This window comes from Methylobacterium sp. HJ2 (genome assembly GCF_056431005.1).
The window spans coordinates 110,502-126,654 of sequence record NZ_JBWJYM010000011.1; the positions used below are offsets into that span (position 1 = coordinate 110,502).

General features: G+C 71.3%; 12 protein-coding genes. 7 read left to right on the forward strand and 5 right to left on the reverse strand.

Annotated elements, in window-relative coordinates:
- Positions 1-206 precede the first annotated feature (206 nt).
- The 4 genes from ACS5RC_RS22995 (at position 207) to ACS5RC_RS23010 (ending at position 5,330) form a co-directional block, all read left to right on the forward strand.
- Positions 207-431 carry a ferredoxin gene (locus tag ACS5RC_RS22995; RefSeq protein WP_478346248.1) on the forward strand — a complete coding sequence of 75 codons (225 nt, stop codon included), beginning with the start codon at positions 207-209 and terminating at the stop codon, positions 429-431.
- Positions 428-1,759 (forward strand): NAD(P)/FAD-dependent oxidoreductase, encoded by a 1,332-nt coding sequence (locus ACS5RC_RS23000; protein ID WP_478346249.1) that lies wholly within the window; start codon positions 428-430, stop codon positions 1,757-1,759. Before ACS5RC_RS22995 ends, ACS5RC_RS23000 begins: the two co-directional genes overlap by 4 nt.
- Before the next feature lie 27 nt (positions 1,760-1,786).
- Positions 1,787-3,037: a cytochrome P450 gene (locus ACS5RC_RS23005; protein WP_478346250.1), complete on the forward strand. Its 1,251-nt coding sequence runs from the start codon at positions 1,787-1,789 to the stop codon at positions 3,035-3,037.
- Between the two features lie 130 nt (positions 3,038-3,167).
- On the forward strand, positions 3,168-5,330 hold the full coding sequence (locus tag ACS5RC_RS23010; protein ID WP_478346251.1) for a molybdopterin-containing oxidoreductase family protein: 2,163 nt from the start codon (positions 3,168-3,170) through the stop codon (positions 5,328-5,330).
- Between the two features lie 68 nt (positions 5,331-5,398).
- Here ACS5RC_RS23010 and ACS5RC_RS23015 read toward each other — a convergent pair whose 3' ends face one another.
- The 3 genes from ACS5RC_RS23015 to ACS5RC_RS23025 form a co-directional block, all read right to left on the reverse strand.
- Positions 5,399-5,794: a response regulator gene (locus ACS5RC_RS23015; RefSeq protein ID WP_478346252.1), complete on the reverse strand. Its 396-nt coding sequence runs from the start codon at positions 5,792-5,794 to the stop codon at positions 5,399-5,401.
- On the reverse strand, positions 5,791-9,405 hold the full coding sequence (locus ACS5RC_RS23020; RefSeq protein WP_478346253.1) for a response regulator: 3,615 nt from the start codon (positions 9,403-9,405) through the stop codon (positions 5,791-5,793). Before ACS5RC_RS23020 ends, ACS5RC_RS23015 begins: the two co-directional genes overlap by 4 nt.
- A gap of 91 nt (positions 9,406-9,496) precedes the next feature.
- The gene (locus tag ACS5RC_RS23025; protein WP_478346254.1) at positions 9,497-10,639 is read right to left on the reverse strand and encodes an adenylate/guanylate cyclase domain-containing protein; all 1,143 of its coding nucleotides are present in this window, start codon (positions 10,637-10,639) and stop codon (positions 9,497-9,499) included.
- Positions 10,640-10,729: 90 nt separating this feature from the next.
- Between ACS5RC_RS23025 and ugpB the strand changes: the two genes are divergently transcribed.
- Positions 10,730-12,040: a sn-glycerol-3-phosphate ABC transporter substrate-binding protein UgpB gene (gene ugpB / locus ACS5RC_RS23030; RefSeq protein ID WP_478346255.1), complete on the forward strand. Its 1,311-nt coding sequence runs from the start codon at positions 10,730-10,732 to the stop codon at positions 12,038-12,040.
- Between the two features lie 31 nt (positions 12,041-12,071).
- Here ugpB and ACS5RC_RS23035 read toward each other — a convergent pair whose 3' ends face one another.
- Positions 12,072-12,794: a helix-turn-helix transcriptional regulator gene (locus tag ACS5RC_RS23035; protein ID WP_478346256.1), complete on the reverse strand. Its 723-nt coding sequence runs from the start codon at positions 12,792-12,794 to the stop codon at positions 12,072-12,074.
- 423 nt (positions 12,795-13,217) lie between these two features.
- On the reverse strand, positions 13,218-14,381 hold the full coding sequence (locus tag ACS5RC_RS23040; protein ID WP_478346257.1) for a GNAT family N-acetyltransferase: 1,164 nt from the start codon (positions 14,379-14,381) through the stop codon (positions 13,218-13,220).
- Positions 14,382-15,085: 704 nt separating this feature from the next.
- Between ACS5RC_RS23040 and aqpZ the strand changes: the two genes are divergently transcribed.
- On the forward strand, positions 15,086-15,826 hold the full coding sequence (gene aqpZ, locus ACS5RC_RS23045; RefSeq protein ID WP_478346258.1) for an aquaporin Z: 741 nt from the start codon (positions 15,086-15,088) through the stop codon (positions 15,824-15,826).
- A gap of 68 nt (positions 15,827-15,894) precedes the next feature.
- A complete protein-coding gene (locus tag ACS5RC_RS23050) occupies positions 15,895-16,092 on the forward strand; it encodes a NepR family anti-sigma factor (protein WP_478346259.1) in 198 nt (65 codons plus the stop codon).
- Positions 16,093-16,153: the final 61 nt, after the last annotated feature.

The following is a 16,153-nucleotide window of genomic DNA, read 5'->3' on the forward strand; positions in this document are numbered from 1 at the left end:
GACGGCGTCCGGCGGGGCCGATCGTGTCGGTCGGTCGCCCTCCAGATCGTCCTGCTTCGGCCCTACGTTACGCCCAGCCCCGCGGCGGCGTGAGAAACCGCACCCGCCGCCGTAACCCGGCGGCGGCAGCATCGAATGGAGGGGGCCCGCACCGCCGCGGTGGGGGCCGACCTTGGGCAAACCGTTGGGCCCGGAGGAGGTATCCCGTGCGCGTCGTCGTCGATCTCAACCGCTGCCAGGGCTACGCGCAGTGCTGCTACGCGGCGCCCGGGCGCTTCACCCTGCGCGGGCACGAGATCCTGTTCTACGACCCGGCCCCGCCCGACCGGGAGCGCGGCGAGATCGAGCGCGCGGTCCAGGCCTGCCCGGTCCGCGCCATCAGCGTCGCCTTCGCCGACATCGACCCGGCGGCCGAGCCGGCGCAACGATGAGCGCGACGCCCGAAGCGGCCGGGATCCTCGTCGTCGGCGCCTCGCTGGCGGGGCTGCGCGCGGCCGAGGCCCTGCGCGAGGCCGGCTACGACGGCCCCCTCACCCTCGTGGGCGACGAGCCGCATCTCCCCTACGACCGGCCGCCGCTGTCGAAGCACGTGCTCGCGGGCGAGATCGGGGCCGGCGACACCGTGCTGCCGAACCTAGTGCCGCTCGACGCGCGCTGGCGTCTCGGCGCGGCGGCGGTCGGGCTCGACCGGCACGCCCGCACGGTCGCGCTCGCGGACGGCACGCGGCTCGGCTTCAATCGCCTGCTCGTCGCCACCGGGGCGACGGCGCGGCCCTGGCCCGATCCGGAGGGCGCGCGGCTCGCCGGCGTCTACACCCTGCGCGGGCGCGACGATGCGGCCCGCCTCCGCGCGGCCCTGGTCCGCGGGCCGGAGCGCGTGGTGATCATCGGCGCGGGCCTGATCGGCTGCGAGGCCGCCTCCTGCTGCCGCGATCTCGGCCTGCCGGTCACGTTGCTCGACCCCAACCCGGCACCGCTCGCGCGCGCCCTCGGCACGGCGGTCGGCGGCGTGATCGCCGAGTGCGTGCGCGACGCGGGCGTCGATCTGCGGCTCGGCGCCCGGGTCAAGGCGCTGGAGGGCGACGGGGCCGTGCGACGGGTCGTCCTTGCCGATGGCGGCACGATCCCGGCCGACATCGTCATCGTCGCGCTCGGCGCCGTGCGCGCGACCGGGTGGCTCGCCGCCGCCGGCCTGATGGCCGATGCGGCCGGCCTCACCTGCGACGGCGCCTGCCGGGCGCTGGCCGCCGACGGCACGCCGGTGCCGGAGATCTACGCGGCCGGCGACGTCGCGCGCTGGCCGAATCCGACCTACGACGGGCGTCTCATCAGCGTCGAGCACTGGGGCAACGCGGTCGAGCAGGGCCGGCACGCGGCCCGCAACATGGTGGCCGGGCCCGGGGATCAGCGCATCTACGCGCATCTCCCCGCCTTCTGGTCGAGCCAGTTCGGGATCAACATCAAGGCGGCGGGCCTCACCGAGGGGGCCGACAGCCTCGCCGTGGTGCAGGGCTCACTCAAGGCGCGCCGGTTCCTGGCCGTGTACGGCCGGGCCGGCCGCACCATCGCCGCCGTCTCCTTCGACGAGGCGCGCTGGCTGCCGGCCTATGCCGAGCGCATCGCCGCAAGGCGGCCGTTCCCGCCGATCACCGACGCGGGCGATCAGCCGCGGATCACGCCGCTGCCGCCCGGCTTCCCGGCGCCGCGCGGGCCCGCGCCCGGGAGTGCGCAGAGGGCACAGGCGGGGAGCGCGGCATGACGGCTTCGGGGCAGGCAGGAGGCCGGCATGGCTGACGACACGCTGTTTTCACAGGTCATGGATCCGGGCAACCGCGCGAATCCCTACCCGCTCTACGCCCGCCTGCGCGAGAATCCGGTCGCGCGCCAGCACGACGGAAGCTGGGTGGTGAGCAGCCACGCGGCGATCCGCAGCCTGCTGTTCGACCCCCGCCTCAGCTCGGAGGATCTGCCGCCGTCGCGGCGTCCGCGCACCGGCAACCCGCTCAAGGACTGGATCCTGAACCGGCTGAAGGACCGGGTCACCAACGCCCATAGACCCCTGATCTTCCGCGATCCCCCGGACCACGACACCCTCCGGAGCTTCGTGATGGCGGAGTTCGGCGTGCCCCGGGTGCGGGCGATGCACGGGCGCGTCGCCGCCCTGGTGGATGCGCTGATCGAGGGCTGCCAGGGGCGCGACGAGGTCTGCCTCGTCGAGGATCTGTCCTATCCGCTGCCGGTGGCGGTGATCTGCGACCTCCTCGGCGTGCCCGAGGAAGACGAGCCGCGCTTCCAGGCCTGGGCGACGCAGCTCGCCACCGCGCTCGAGCCCGACGCCCGCGGCGACGAGGCGACGCGCCGAGCCAACGCCGCCACCTTCGACGCGATCGCGGCCTACATGCGCGGCCTGATCAAGGAGAAGCGGAAGAACCCCACCGACGACATGCTGAGCGGGCTCGCCGCCAAGGGCGCGCCCGGCGAGCCCCGGATGGGCGAGATCGACCTGATCGCGACGGCGATCCTGCTCCTCGTCGCCGGCCACGAGACCACGGTGAACCTGATCACCAACGGCATGCTCACGCTGCTGCGCCATCCCGACGAGCTGGAGCGCCTGAAGGCCGATCCGACCCGGGCGCCGCGGGTCATCGAGGAGCTGCTGCGCTACGAGCCGCCGGTGCATTTCCGGACCCGCAAGGCCCTCGGCGACATCGACATCGGCGGCACCGTGATCCCGAAGGGCACGGCGATCATCCTGCTCTTCGCCGCGGGCAACCGCGACCCGGCCCGGTTCGCCGATCCGGACCGGTTCGACCCGGACAGGCCCGACATCCAGCATTTCGGCTTCGGCGGCGGGCTGCATTACTGCGTGGGAGCGCCGCTCGCGCGGATCGAGGCCGAGATCGCCCTGGTCGCCCTGACACGCCGCCTGATCGCGCCCCGCCTGCTGCAGGACCCGCCGCCCTACCGGCCGGGCGCGTCGCTGCGCGGCCCGGAGCGCCTTGGCATCGGCATCGCGGGGCTCGCCCCCGCCGCGTGACCGGCCCGCCGAGGGGCGAGGCCGGCCGCGATTTCGATTAGAACTTTTCTTCCTCCTGCTCTACGCTCCGCCCGCAACGGGCGGGAAGGCCTGAACAATCGTTCGCGCGAGGCGCGGCCGGGGAGGAACCATGAACGAGATCGTCAAGCCGGACTCCCTGATCGTCGCCGAGGCCGAGAGCCTGACGGAAACCTTCTTCGGCGGCTGCCCGCACGATTGCCCCGACACCTGTTCGATGCTGTTCGACGTCAAGGACGGCCAGCTCCAGGGCGTGCGCGGCAACCCGGACCACCCGATGACCCGCGGCGGCCTCTGCGTGAAGCTGAAGGACTACGAGAAGCGCCATTATCATCCGGACCGGCTGCTCTACCCGATGAAGCGGGTCGGCCCGAAGGGCTCCAAGCAGTTCGAGCGCATCACCTGGGACGAGGCGCTCGACACCATCGTCGCCCGCTGGAAGGCGATCATCGACAGTCACGGCCCGCAGGCCATCGCGCCCTACAGCTACCTCGGCAATCAGGGCCTCGTGCACGGGCTGAACGGCGGCGACGCCTTCTTCAACCGCATGGGCGCCACCGTGACCGAGCGGACCTTCTGCGGCGAGGGTTCCTGCACGGCGTGGCTCCTGACCGTCGGGCCGACCGCGGGCCTCGACCCCGACAGCTACATCCACTCCAAATACATCGTGATCTGGGCCTGCAACTCGGTCAGCACGAACCTCCACCACTGGGCCATCGTGAAGGACGCCCAGAAGAAGGGCGCCAAGGTCGTCGTCATCGACACCTACGCCTCGCGCACCGCCAAGGCCGCCGACTGGCACATCGCGCCGAAGCCCGGCACGGACGGCGCGCTCGCCATGGCGCTGATCAACTCCATCATCGCGCAGGGCCTCGTGGATCAGGACTACGTCGACAATTACACGGTCGGCTACGAGGAGCTGAAGGAGCGCGCCGCCGAGCGCACGCCCGAATGGGCTGCCGAGATCACTGGCGTCTCCGCCGACGACATCCGCAAGTTGGCCCGGGAGATGGCGACCGAGCAGCCCGTGGGCATCCGCATCGGCGTGGCGCTGGAGCGGCACTACGGCGGCGGCCAGACCATCCGGGCGGTCGCCTGCATCCCGGCGCTCACCGGCGCGTGGCGCCATGTCGGCGGCGGCATCACGCAGTTCGGCGTGTGGGAGCACCCGTACAAGTTCGACGTCATCTGCCGCCCGGACCTGATCCCGGAGGGCACCCGGGTCGTCTCGAACCTGCAGATCGGCCGGGCGCTGACCGGCGAGATGAAGCTCGACCCGCCGATCCTGTCGATGATGTGCTGGAACTCGAATCCGGTGACGCAGGCGCCCGAGACCGACAAGATCGTCGAGGGCCTGATGCGCGAGGACCTGTTCATGGTCTCGGCCGAGCACTTCATCTCGGACACGGCCTCCTACGCCGACATCCTGCTGCCGGCCACGATGGGCGCCGAGATGGAGGACATGATCCTGTCCTGGGGCCATCTCTACCTGACCTACAACACCAAATGCGCCGAGGCGCCGGGCGAGGCGATCCCCAACAACGAGATCTTCCGGCGGCTGGCCGCCCGGCTCGGCTTCGAGGAGGAGAACTTCAAGTGGACCGACAGCGAGTGCCTTGAGCACTACGTCGACTGGAACGCGCCGGCCTGCGAGGGCATCGATCTCGCCTACATGCGCGAGCACGGCTTCGCCCGCCTCAAGGTCGGCACGCCGGACGACCGGGCTCCCCACCGGGAGGGCAACTTCCCGACGCCGACCGGCAAGTGCATGCTGAAGGTGGAGGGTGCCACGAACTTCGTCGCCCCCCCGTTCCGGCAGATGTACGAGGGCTTCCAGCCCGGCGAGGCGCTCGATCCGCTGCCGGATTACCTCGGCCCGCGCGAGTCCCACACGAACGACCCCGAGCTGGCCAAGCGCTACCCGCTCAACATCGTCTCGCCCAAGAGCCACTACTTCCTGAACTCCTGCTACGCGAACATGGAGGACAAGCAGAAGGGCCAGGGCGAGCAGTTCGTGATGATCAGCCAGCACGATGCCGATGCGCGCGGCATCCGGGACGGCGACCGGGTGAAGGTCGGCAACGACCGCGGGGCCTTCAAGGGCGTGGCCCGCATCACCGACGACGTGAAGGCCGGCATCGTGGTGGCGACGCTGGGCTACTGGCGCCAGCTCAACGAGGGCACGGTCAACAGCATCTCGTCCGGCGCCTTCACCGACATGGGCCACGCCCCGTCCTTCTCGGACAATCTCGTGGAGGTCTCGCGGGCGAACTGACGGCCGCTCGGGCGACGCGATCCCGCCCTGTCGGCGAGCGGGCCGAGAGGGCCCCGCGATCGCCCCGGTCAGGGACCGGGATCGCCGGAAGCGGGCCGCCTCCGGGCGGCCCGCTCGATCTTGGCGAGCAGCCGGTCGAAATCCACCGGCTTGGTGTCGAAGTCGTCGCAGCCGGCGGCGAGCGCCTGCTCGCGGTCGCCCGTCATCGCGTGCGCCGTCAGGGCGATGACCGGGATGGGGGCGGTGACGGGATCCGCCTTCAGGCGGCGCGTCGCCTCCCAGCCGTCGATACCCGGCAGGTTCATGTCCATCAGGATCACGTCCGGCCGCTCGGCGCCGGCCATCGCGATGCCGGTCAGGCCGTCCTCGGCGACCAGCAGCGCGTAGCCGTCCAGCATGTCGAGCCACATCCGCAGGAGGAAGACGTTGTCGTCGTTGTCCTCGACGTACAGGATCCTGGTCACGGGGCGGGCTCCAGTTCCCGTTCGGCGGCGGGGGCGTGCGGGACGAGGGCGCGGATCTGGGCGGCGAGCTCGCCCGGGCTGACGCTCGCCTTGCTGAAGATGCGCTCCGCGCCGAGGTTCAGCCGCTGGCGGTCGTTCTCGGTGAGATCGAGCGCGCTCACCACGACGACCGGAATGTCCCGCCAATCCGGGTTCGCCTGCAGGGCGGCCATGAACTCGAACCCGTCCATCTCCGGCATGGTGATGTCGAGGATGATCAGGTCGGCGCCCGCGCGCGTGAGCTTGTCCAGCCCGTCTCGGCCGTTGACCGCCTCGGCCACCTGCCAGCCATGGGCGGGCAGCGCCGCCGCCAGCACGGCGCGCTGGTCGGGATCGTCCTCCACCACGAGGACCCGCGAGGGCCCGTCGGTGCGCCAGCGCCCGAGGAGATCGAGGAGCTGGAGGCGGTTGATCGGCTTGGTGAGATGGCCGGCCGCGCCCCGCACCATGCCGTGCGGCGTGGCGTCGAGGATCGTCACCAGGATCACCGGGATGTCGCAGAGGTCCGGATTGCCCTTGAGCGCGGCGAGCACGGTCCAGCCGTCGAGGTCGGGCATCAGCACATCGAGGGTGATGGCGACCGGCTTCAGCTCCATGGCGCGGCGCAGGCCCTCGAGCCCGTTCGCGGCGGTCGCCACCTGGAAGCCGTCCTTCTCCAGATAGTCGGTGAGCAGCTCGCGCGAGGTGGCGTCGTCGTCGATCAGCAGGACGGTGTTCGAGCGGGGCTTGGCCGCCTGGGCCGCAAGGGCGGGCGGGGGCGGCCGGGAGGGCGGCTCGCGTCGGGCCGGCACCGTCTCCGCCGGAAGCCGGACGGTGAAGACGGAGCCCTGGCCGGGCTCGCTCGTCACCGTGATGTCGCCGCCCATCAGGCGGCACAGGCGCTGGCTGATCGCGAGGCCGAGGCCGGTGCCGCCGAATTGCCGCGAGGTGCCGGAATCGGCCTGGCTGAACTCCTGGAACAGGCGTCCGATCTGGTCGGGCGTCATGCCGATGCCCGTATCCGCCACCGCGATCGCGATCCAGCGGCGGCCCTCGGCCTCGGTCTCGGCACAGCGGACGCGGACCTCGCCGTCCTTCGTGAACTTGCAGGCATTCCCGATCAGGTTGAGCAGGCACTGGCGCAGACGCATCGCGTCGGCGCGGACCGGGCCGAGTCCCTCTGCGTAGGCGACGTCGAGCCGGTTGTTGTTCTGCTCGGCCAGCGGGCGCGCCGTGGCCAGCACGTCGTCGACGAGGGCCGGGAGCGCAACCTGCTCGATCGTCAGCTCGAGCTTGCCGGCCTCGATCTTCGAGAGGTCGAGGATCTCGTTGATCAGGCCGAGGAGATGGCGGCCGGCGCGGAGCACCCGGCGCAGGGGCTCGACGGCCTTCTCGGTCCCGAAGCGCGGCGCGTTCTCGGCCAGCATCTCGGTGATGCCGATGATCGCGTTCAGCGGCGTCCGCAGCTCGTGGCTCATGCTGGCGAGGAAGCGCGACTTCGTCTGGCTCGCCTCCTCGGCGGCCTCCTTGGCCTTCTGCAGCTCGGCCTCCGCCTGCTTCCGGTCGCTGATGTCGGCGAGGCCCGCGATATGGCCGAGCTCGCCGTCGTAGGCGATCACCTCGCTCGACACGAGGCCCCAGAACACCGACCCGTCGCGGCGGCGATAGACCACCTCGCGGTTGGACGAGCGCCCGTGCCGCGTCAGGTCGGAGAGCAGCACCGCGCGCTGCTGCGGGTCGACGTAGAGCTCGAAGGCGCTGCGGCCCACGACCGCCTCGTCCTCGGCGAAACGGAACAGCGCGTGGAAGCTGCGGTTCGCGTGCCGGATCCGGCCGTCCTCGCCCACGATCACGAGGGCGATCGGCGCCGCCTCCACGATGGCGCGCAGGCGGCGCTCGCTGTCCTGGATCACCCGCTCCGCGGTCCGGCGCGCCGTCACGTCGGTGTACATCGTCACCACGCCGCCGCTCGGCATCGGGTTGCGGTGGGCCTCGATCACGCGGCCGTCCGCAAGGGTGCGTTCGCCGCTGCCCGGCTCGGCCAGCCCGGACGGATCGGCCGCCGCGGTGCCGCCCGGGATCGACGGGCCGTAATCGCCGCGCGCGGCGCAGAAGGCGACGAACTCCGCGAAGCGGGTGCCCTCCACGAGCAGGTGCGGCGGGAGCTGCAGCAGCGTCTCGAAATGGCGGTTCCAGGTGGCGAGGCGGCCGTCCCGGTCGAACATGCAGACGCCCTGCGCCATGGTGTCGAACACCGCCTGGGAGATCGCGCCGCGCCGGGCGAGCTCGGCTGTGCGCTCCTCGACGATGCGCTCGAGATTGGCGGCGGCCTCCCGGCGCTCGGCCAGCAGGCGATCGAGCTCGATCGCGTTGCGCTGGAACACCCGCAGGGCTTGTCCCATCTCGGTGATCTCGTCGCGGCCCCGGATCGGGATCGCGACGTCGCGCTGGCCCGAGGCGATCGCCCGCATGCCGCTCGACAGGGTGGCCAGCCGGGCGATCACGTCGCGCTGGATGTAGAGCCAGACGATCGCGACCGAGGTGAGCAGGCTCAGGATCACCAGCCCGACCAGGGCATCGCGGCCCCGGTCCCGGGTGGTGGCCGCCGCCGCGAGAGCCGCGCGGCTGTTGTCCTCGGCCCGCCGCACGAGGCGGGCGACCACGGTGCCGAGCTGCCCGGTCAGATCGGCGTTGGCGTGGATCAGGCGGTTCGCCTCGGCCGTGGCCGCGATCTCGGCCGCCCGGGTCGCCGGGATGCTGAGCCGGCCGACGGCCTTCACGCGCAGGCGGCTGGTGAGGCTCGAGAGGGCGGTCGCGATATCGGGATCGAGCTGCGCGCCGTAGCGCTCGAGATCCTGGATCGCCCGGCGCGCGCCCTCGCCGAGCCCCGTCAGGGTAGAGCCCTCCGCGTTGAGCGAGAGGGCGATGGCGTTGAAGGCCGCGCTCGCCTGCTGCTGAACCAGCTCGACCGGCGCCAGATCGGCGACCGCCTGGTCGAGATCGCCGACGAGGCGCCGCTGCCGCTCGCCATCGGCCTCGGAGAGGGCGCGTTTCAACTCGGAGATGCGCGTGCGCAAGGCATCGAAGGCCGGCTGCGCGAGCGACCAGAACCGGCCGTAGGCCTCGAACGCGTCCCGGAAATCGCTCGCCTTGCGGTCGGTCGCGGCCACGCGCCGCCGGGCGACGACGGCCAGCGCGTCGAGGTTGGAGACCAGCGCGTCGAGCACGGCGCCGATCTCGCGCAGGGCCTCGTCCGCCATCGCGGTGCCGGAGAGCTGCCGATGCAGGGCGCGCAGCCGGACGAGATCGGTGCGGAGCGAGCCCGCGAGGGCGTCGATGTCGGTGGCTGTCGTGACGTTGAGCAGGATCGGCCCCGCCGAGGCGATGCGCTCGGCCTGCCGCGAGAATTCCAGGCTCGCGATCGCGGGCGCGGTGCCGGCCGTCACGTCGTCGAGCGCCCGGCCCATGCGCCCGAAGGCGATGATCCCCACGAGCGCGGCGGCCACCGCGAAGCTGCAGACCGCCACGTAGGACAGCAGCAGCTTGCCCGGCAGCCCCTGCCCCAGACCGAGCCGCGTCAGTACCCCTGGCATCCGATGGCACTCCAGCGCTTGCAAGATCCGCTGCACGTCCCGCCGCGGATCCGGTCTACCCCGTCCGCGACGCCCGGTCCCGTCCCGCCCCTCACGCCCGGGTCACGAAGAAGGCCTCGATGGACCGCTGATCCTTGGTCGCCACCCGGTGCGGCCCCTCGAGCGCGAAGGCGCCGCCGAGCCCCTCGGCCGTGGCCGCGGAGATCAGCACCCCGTTCGGCCGTCCCTGCGATTCGAGCCGCGCGGCGAGGTTCACGGTGTCGCCCCAGACGTCGTAGGCAAATTTTCGCGTCCCGATGACGCCGGCCATCACCGGCCCGGAATGGACGCCGACGCGCATGGAGAACGGGAAGGGCAGCCGCACCCGCTCGGCCACCGCGACGATGTCGAGGGCGAGGTCCACGGCGACGCGCCTGTGGTCGCGGCGGCGCGTGGGCACGCCGGCCACGGCCATGTAGCAATCCCCGACGGTCTTGATCTTCTCGACCACCGCCGCCTCGGCCAGGGTGTCGAACTCGCTGAACAGCCGGTTGAGGCAGGCGACGATCTCGTAGGGCCGCATCCGGGCCGTGATCTGGGAGAACCCCACGAGGTCCGCGAACAGGACGGTCGCCTCCTCGAAATGGTCGGCGATGTTGCTCTCGCCGGCGAGCAGCCGGCTCGCGATCTCGGGCGGCAGAATGTTGTGCAGGAGCGTGCGCGAGCGGCGCTGCTCGGCCTCGAGCTTGACGGTATAGTCGGTCTCGAGGGCCCGGAAGGCGCGCTTCTGCAGAATCGAGCCGATGCGCGCGCGCAGGATCACCGGATCGAAGGGTTTCGGCAAGTAATCGTCGGCGCCGAGGCCGATGCAGCGCGAGATGTTGGCCGCGTCGGTGTCGGCGCTGATCATCACCACACCGATCTCCCGCGTGTCGGGATCGCTCTTGATGCGGCGCAGGACCTCGTCTCCGTTGATATCCGGCATCATCATGTCAAGAAGAATGACATCAAATTTCTGTACAGACAGCCGCTCCAAAGCTTCTTTCCCGCCGGATGCGACGGATATATACTCAAAACCATCCAGCTCCAACATCAACGTCAGGGTATAGCGATTGTCATCATTGTCATCTACAACGAGGATGCTGGCACCGCGCAGGTCTGCAAGTGCGCCGTGATTGAGATCCACCATAGGTTTGTGACACCTGGGGTTGCGACGATGACGAGGAAACGCTTTTCGCCGGTCGTTGTCGAGCATGGAATGCAGTCCTGCCGCGCACGGCGACTCCGGAAGTCGACGTTCCGCGCAGCCGCGGTTTTCGCCCGCGCACCGGCGTCGTGGCTCCGCGTGATCGTGCTGGCGCTGCTGATCCTCGGGGGGGCCGGCCCGGCCTCGGCGCAGACCGAGATCCGCTGGTGGCACGCGATGACGGGCGGCAACAACGACACGATCCTGAAGATCGCCGAGCAGTTCAACGGCGCGCAGAGCGAGTATCGGATCGTCCCGACCTACAAGGGCTCCTACGCCGACACGATGAACGCCGGGCTCGCGGCCTACCGGGCCGGCAACGCGCCCCACATCCTGCAGGTCTTCGAGGTCGGGACCGCGACGATGATGGCGGCGGGCGACGCCGTGAAGCCGGTCTACCGGGTGATGCGCGAGGCGGGCGAGGCCTTCGATCCGGGCGCCTACCTGCCGGCCATCGCGAGCTACTACTCGACGCCGGAGAGCGAGATGCTGTCCTTCCCCTTCAACAGCTCGTCGATGGTGATGTGGATCAACCGGGACGCCTTCCGGCGGGCGGGCCTCGACCCGGACCGGCCGCCCCGGACCTGGCCCGAGGTGTTCGCCGCGGCCGCGACCCTGCGGGCGGCCGGCTCCGTCACCTGCGGCTTCTCCACCGCGTGGCCGACCTGGGCGCATATCGAGCAGTTCTCGGCCTGGCACAACCTGCCGCTCGCGACCCGTGCGAACGGGCTCGACGGGCCGGACGCGGTGCTGACCTTCAACGGCGACGCCCAGGTCCGGCACCTCGAGAACCTCGTGGCCCTGCAGAAGGACCGGACCTTCGACTATTCGGGCCGCACGAACACGGACGAGGACCGCTTTCCCTCGGGCGAGTGTCCGATCTATCTCGATTCGTCGAGCCTCTACGGCACGCTGCGCCGGCGGGCGCGCTTCGCCTGGGCGGCGGCGGCCATGCCGTACTACCCCGATCTGCCGGGCGCGCCGCAGAACTCGATCATCGGTGGCGCCTCCCTCTGGGCGATGGGGGGCAAGACGGCGGACGAGTACCGCGGCGTGGCGAAATTCTTCGCCTTCCTGTCGCGCACGGAACTGCAATCGCGGCTGCACCGGGAATCCGGTTACATGCCGATCACGCGCGCGGCCTACGCGGAGATCCAGGCGTCCGGCTTCTACGACCGAAATCCCGACCTGAAGGTGCCCGTCGTCGAGCTGACCGGCAAGGCGCCGACCGAGAACTCCCGCGGCTTGCGCCTCGGCAACATGGTCGAGCTGCGCGACATCTGGGCCGAGGAGATCGAGGCGGCGCTCGCGGGTGAGAAGAGCGCGCGCGCCGCCCTCGACAGCGCGGTGGCGCGCGGCAACCTGCTGCTGCGCCGGTTCGAGCGGCGCCTTGCGGGCTCCTCCCGCTGAGGCGGGAGCCCGCGAGGCGCCCCGGGGCCCGTCAGGCGAGGGCGGCGAGGCGCGTCATCAGGATCATGAGCTCGGCCTGGCGCCGCGTATGCGTCTTGGCGAAGATCGCGCTTAGCTGCGTGCGGACGGTGCCGACGCTGACCCCGTGCGCCTCGGCCGCCTCGGTGAGAGTCGCGCCGCGGGCCAGGCAGATCGCCAGGCGGGACTCGGCCGCGGTTAGGCCGAAGATGCGCTTGAGGGCCGCGTGGTTGGGCAGCGGCGCGGCCTGGAGATCGATCAGCATCAGGATGGCCCGCATCCCGCTCTCGCCGAGCACCGGGACCGGCATCACGCTGATGACGAGGGGTCGCCGATCCGCCCGCTCGATCAGGATCCAGTCCTCGGCATCCAGCCGCGCGCGCGCACGGCCACGCCCGAGAAGCTGGTTGAGGATGGCGCGGCCGTCCGCGCCCGCCGTGCGGGGCTCCGGTGCGTCGGGGCAGCCCAGTTCCGAGAGGATTCGCGCCGCCTCGGCGTTGCGGGCCAGGATCTGCCCGGCGGCGGACAGGATCACGCCGCCGCTGCCCATCCGATCGAGCATCCGCAGCAGCGGCGCGCCCATGAGCGCCAGCGCCGGATCGTGGCCCTCCGCCTGCGCCGGGCCCGCCCCCGTGCCTGGACCTGCACCTGGACCCGTACCGGGATAGGTGCGGGGCCAGGGGAACGGGGCCGCCCGGGCTTCGCCGCGGAATGAGTCGAGACTGGTCGCACGCACGCTGGCCTCCTGTCGTTCGGGTTGCGGCGAGACGATGCGGGAGCCTGGGACACGGCTGGCGGCGCGGGCCGGCGAAGGCCCGGGCGATGCCCCGGCATCGCGCCGTTCCGCAGCCTCCGTCTCCCCGGCGGGCGGCTGCATCGGCTGTGATGTCCAGACGGTGCGGATGATCGTTGCGCACATTGTGGCGACCTCCTGCCGTTCGGTAGACAAGATGCTAGCCATCGCAGACCCGAAATCTGTGCCGCACAGCACAAGCGCAAAAGATACGATCCGATCGCCCGCGCGCAATTGATCTGCGCCGGGGCCGGTCGGGAGGAAGTTCTGGGGAGGTCTTGGAGTCGGGAGCTGACTCGCGGTGCGGTGAGAGGACTCCGCGCGGCCCGAGGGCTCAGCCGCCGACGGCGCCTGTGCGGGCCCCGCTCACCGGGGGTCGCGCCGCGCCGCGGTCAGGGCCCGCGTCCACAGGCGGGCCTGCAGGAGCAGCGCCTTCAGGCACGGGCGCAGGGATCGGATGTAGACCGCGACGATGCGGCCCCGCAGACGGGTCGGGACGACGACGTCCTGCACAGTCACGGCCATGTTCGCCCATTCGGCCTTGTGCCGGGTCGCGGGCGCCAGGAAGTCGAAGAGCGTGATCCCGAGGCTCGGCGCCTGCTCGATCAGATGCCAGAACAGCAGCCGGCCCGGCCCGTGCGCGGCGTAGCGCTCGTCGTAGGACTGCACCAGGGACCAGTAGCGGCCGTCCCGCAGCAGGCCCGCCTCCAGGGCGGCCGTCTCCGGCCCGACCATCAGCCGATAGGCGACGAAATCCGGCTCGCGGGCGAGGCGGGGCAGGAAATGGCCGTTGGCGGGATGGGCGTAGCCGGCGCTGACCTGCGCGGTGCGCACGAGCCAGGCGTGCTTGAGGTCGAGAAGCCGGCGCATCGCCGCCGCCCGCTCCTCGGGATCGGTCAGCACCGTCAGCGAGACCGGCCCGTGCTCGGCGAGGTTGCGCTGGTGCCGCTGCAGGGCGTTGCGCGTCCGCCCCGAGCGGCGCCGGACCGGGACAACCGCCCCGGGGCTGAAATCGGCGCAGGGCGCGGCACCGCTCCCGATCGCGATCGCCTCCCCACGGGTCGCGAGGAAGGCGGCGAGCGCGGAATCCTGCCGGACGCCCTTGAGCAGGACCGCGTCGACCCCCCGGCAGCGGCGCAGCTGGTCCCAGGCCGCCTCGATCCAGCGGAGCCTGGCGCCGTCCCGCTCGACCAGGACGTCGGCGGTCTGGGTCGCCGGAGCGCCGAAGCTCTGCAGCACGCGCAGCGGACCGAGGCGGTGCAGGACGAGCGGCCAAACAAGGACGAGGCGACCGCTGCGCCAGACCGTGACGATGTGGGGCACCTCGCGCAGGCCCGCCGCCCGCGTCGCCTCGGCCCAGGCGCGGCACCATGCGAAGCTCTGGAAGGCGGTGGCCTCGGCGCGCATCTCGAGATCGGTCCAGGCCTCGGCGAGCGCCGCGATGTCGTGGCTGACGACGACGTGGTCGGATTGCGAGAGCCGAGAGGCCGGGATCTCGCCGAAGTCGAGTCCCGCGAGAACCTCTTGCATGGCGGCTCCCCTCTCGCTCGCTCGGCGGACCCGCCCCGGGTTGCCGGGGCCGCCGAGCCGGGCTCGATCTTGGAAGTACAGACTCGCTCGGACACTAATCTAAGATCTGTATGAGACGGTACGCGATTTCGTATTACCTCGCGGCGCCCGCCCGGATCCGGCCGGGACGGCGCCGGGATCAGCCGCGGGTCGATCGGAGCATCGGGGCCGGGCTCACGGACGGGCGCCCCTATCCCCCCAAAATTCCATTCCGGGATCAGCGGGATAGCGGCGGCGGAAGGCTGCGGCAAAGTGTCCGGGCCAGCGCTAACCCCGGCCGATACGTCCGTTGCCGGCTTCCTCAGCGCATCGCGGCCGGAGGCTACGGAGAGGCTCGCTTGACGCCACCTGTACGCAGGCCGGCCAAAGGACTTCGCGCCTAAATCAGCCCGATCACGGCGCGCGGTTGCGCCGAAGCTTGAATTCGAGCGGACCCGTGAGCCGCCGCGACGGCACTATGCCGGCGCCAATACATACTTGACAAGATTTCTTATCGCTCTTTACTTCTCATCGTCCGGCCCGACGAAGCGTTCCGTGCCGGACGCACAGAGTGCCGGTAGTGATCGGGCGGCCGTCGAGTCCGGACGGATCGATCCCGCCGCGCGCCCATAGGTCGAGAGCCGAGAGACAAGCCCGTCGCCGATACGATCCCGGAGGATCCCGTCATGGATCACGATACGATGCGTCGCACCGTGGCCGAGTTCTTCGGCACCTTCTGGCTCACCTTCGGCGGCTGCGGCGCGGCCGTCCTGTCGGCGGCCTATCCGGGCCTGGGCATCGGCTTCCTCGGCGTGGCCTTCGCGTTCGGCCTCACCGTGCTCACCATGGCCTACGCGGTCGGCCACGTCTCGGGCGGACATTTCAACCCGGCCGTGACCCTGGGGCTGTGGTCGGCCGGCCGCTGCGCGACCCGGCACGTCGCCCCCTACGTGGCCGCCCAGGTCGTCGGCGCCGTGGTGGGCGCGGGCCTCCTCTACGCCATCGCATCCGGCAAGGCCGGCTGGGTGCCGAACGGCTTCGCCTCGAACGGCTACGGCGACCTCAGCCCGGGCCAGTACGGCGTCGTGGCCTGCCTCGTGACCGAGGTGCTGACGACGTTCTTCTTCCTCATGATCATCATCGGCACGACCTCGAAGGGGGCGGCCGTGGGGTTTGCCGGCATCCCGATCGGCCTCGCCCTCGTGCTCATCCACCTGATCTCGATCCCGGTGACGAACACCTCGGTCAATCCGGCCCGGTCCACGGGGCCGGCCCTCATGGTCGGCGGCGATTACGTGGGCCAGCTCTGGCTGTTCTGGCTCGCCCCCGTCGCGGGCGCGATGATGGCCGGCGCCTTCTGCCGCTGGATGTACGAGCCGGCGGACGCGGTCGACACCAAGATCATGGAGAAGCGGGCCGCGATCTGACCGGGGTCCTGACGCGGCTTCACGCCCGGAACCATTGCCGGCACGCCGGACGCGCCAATGTATGAGGCATGTCGCGCACGCAGCAGACCTCCTCCGGCCGCGCTTCCATCGACGAGGACGGCCCCCGTCTCGACGATCTGACCCGCGAGCGCCTCGGCCGCCATCTCCAGGCGCTCTACGAGCCCGTGATCGACGAGCCGCTCGACCCGCGCCTCGCCGAGCTCCTGAAACAGCTCGACGCCGACCGCGGCTCCGGGCACCGCTGATCGCGACCGAGCCGGTGCCGGTCCGCCTGCGCCCAGGGCGGGCAGGCCGCAGATCCTGCCC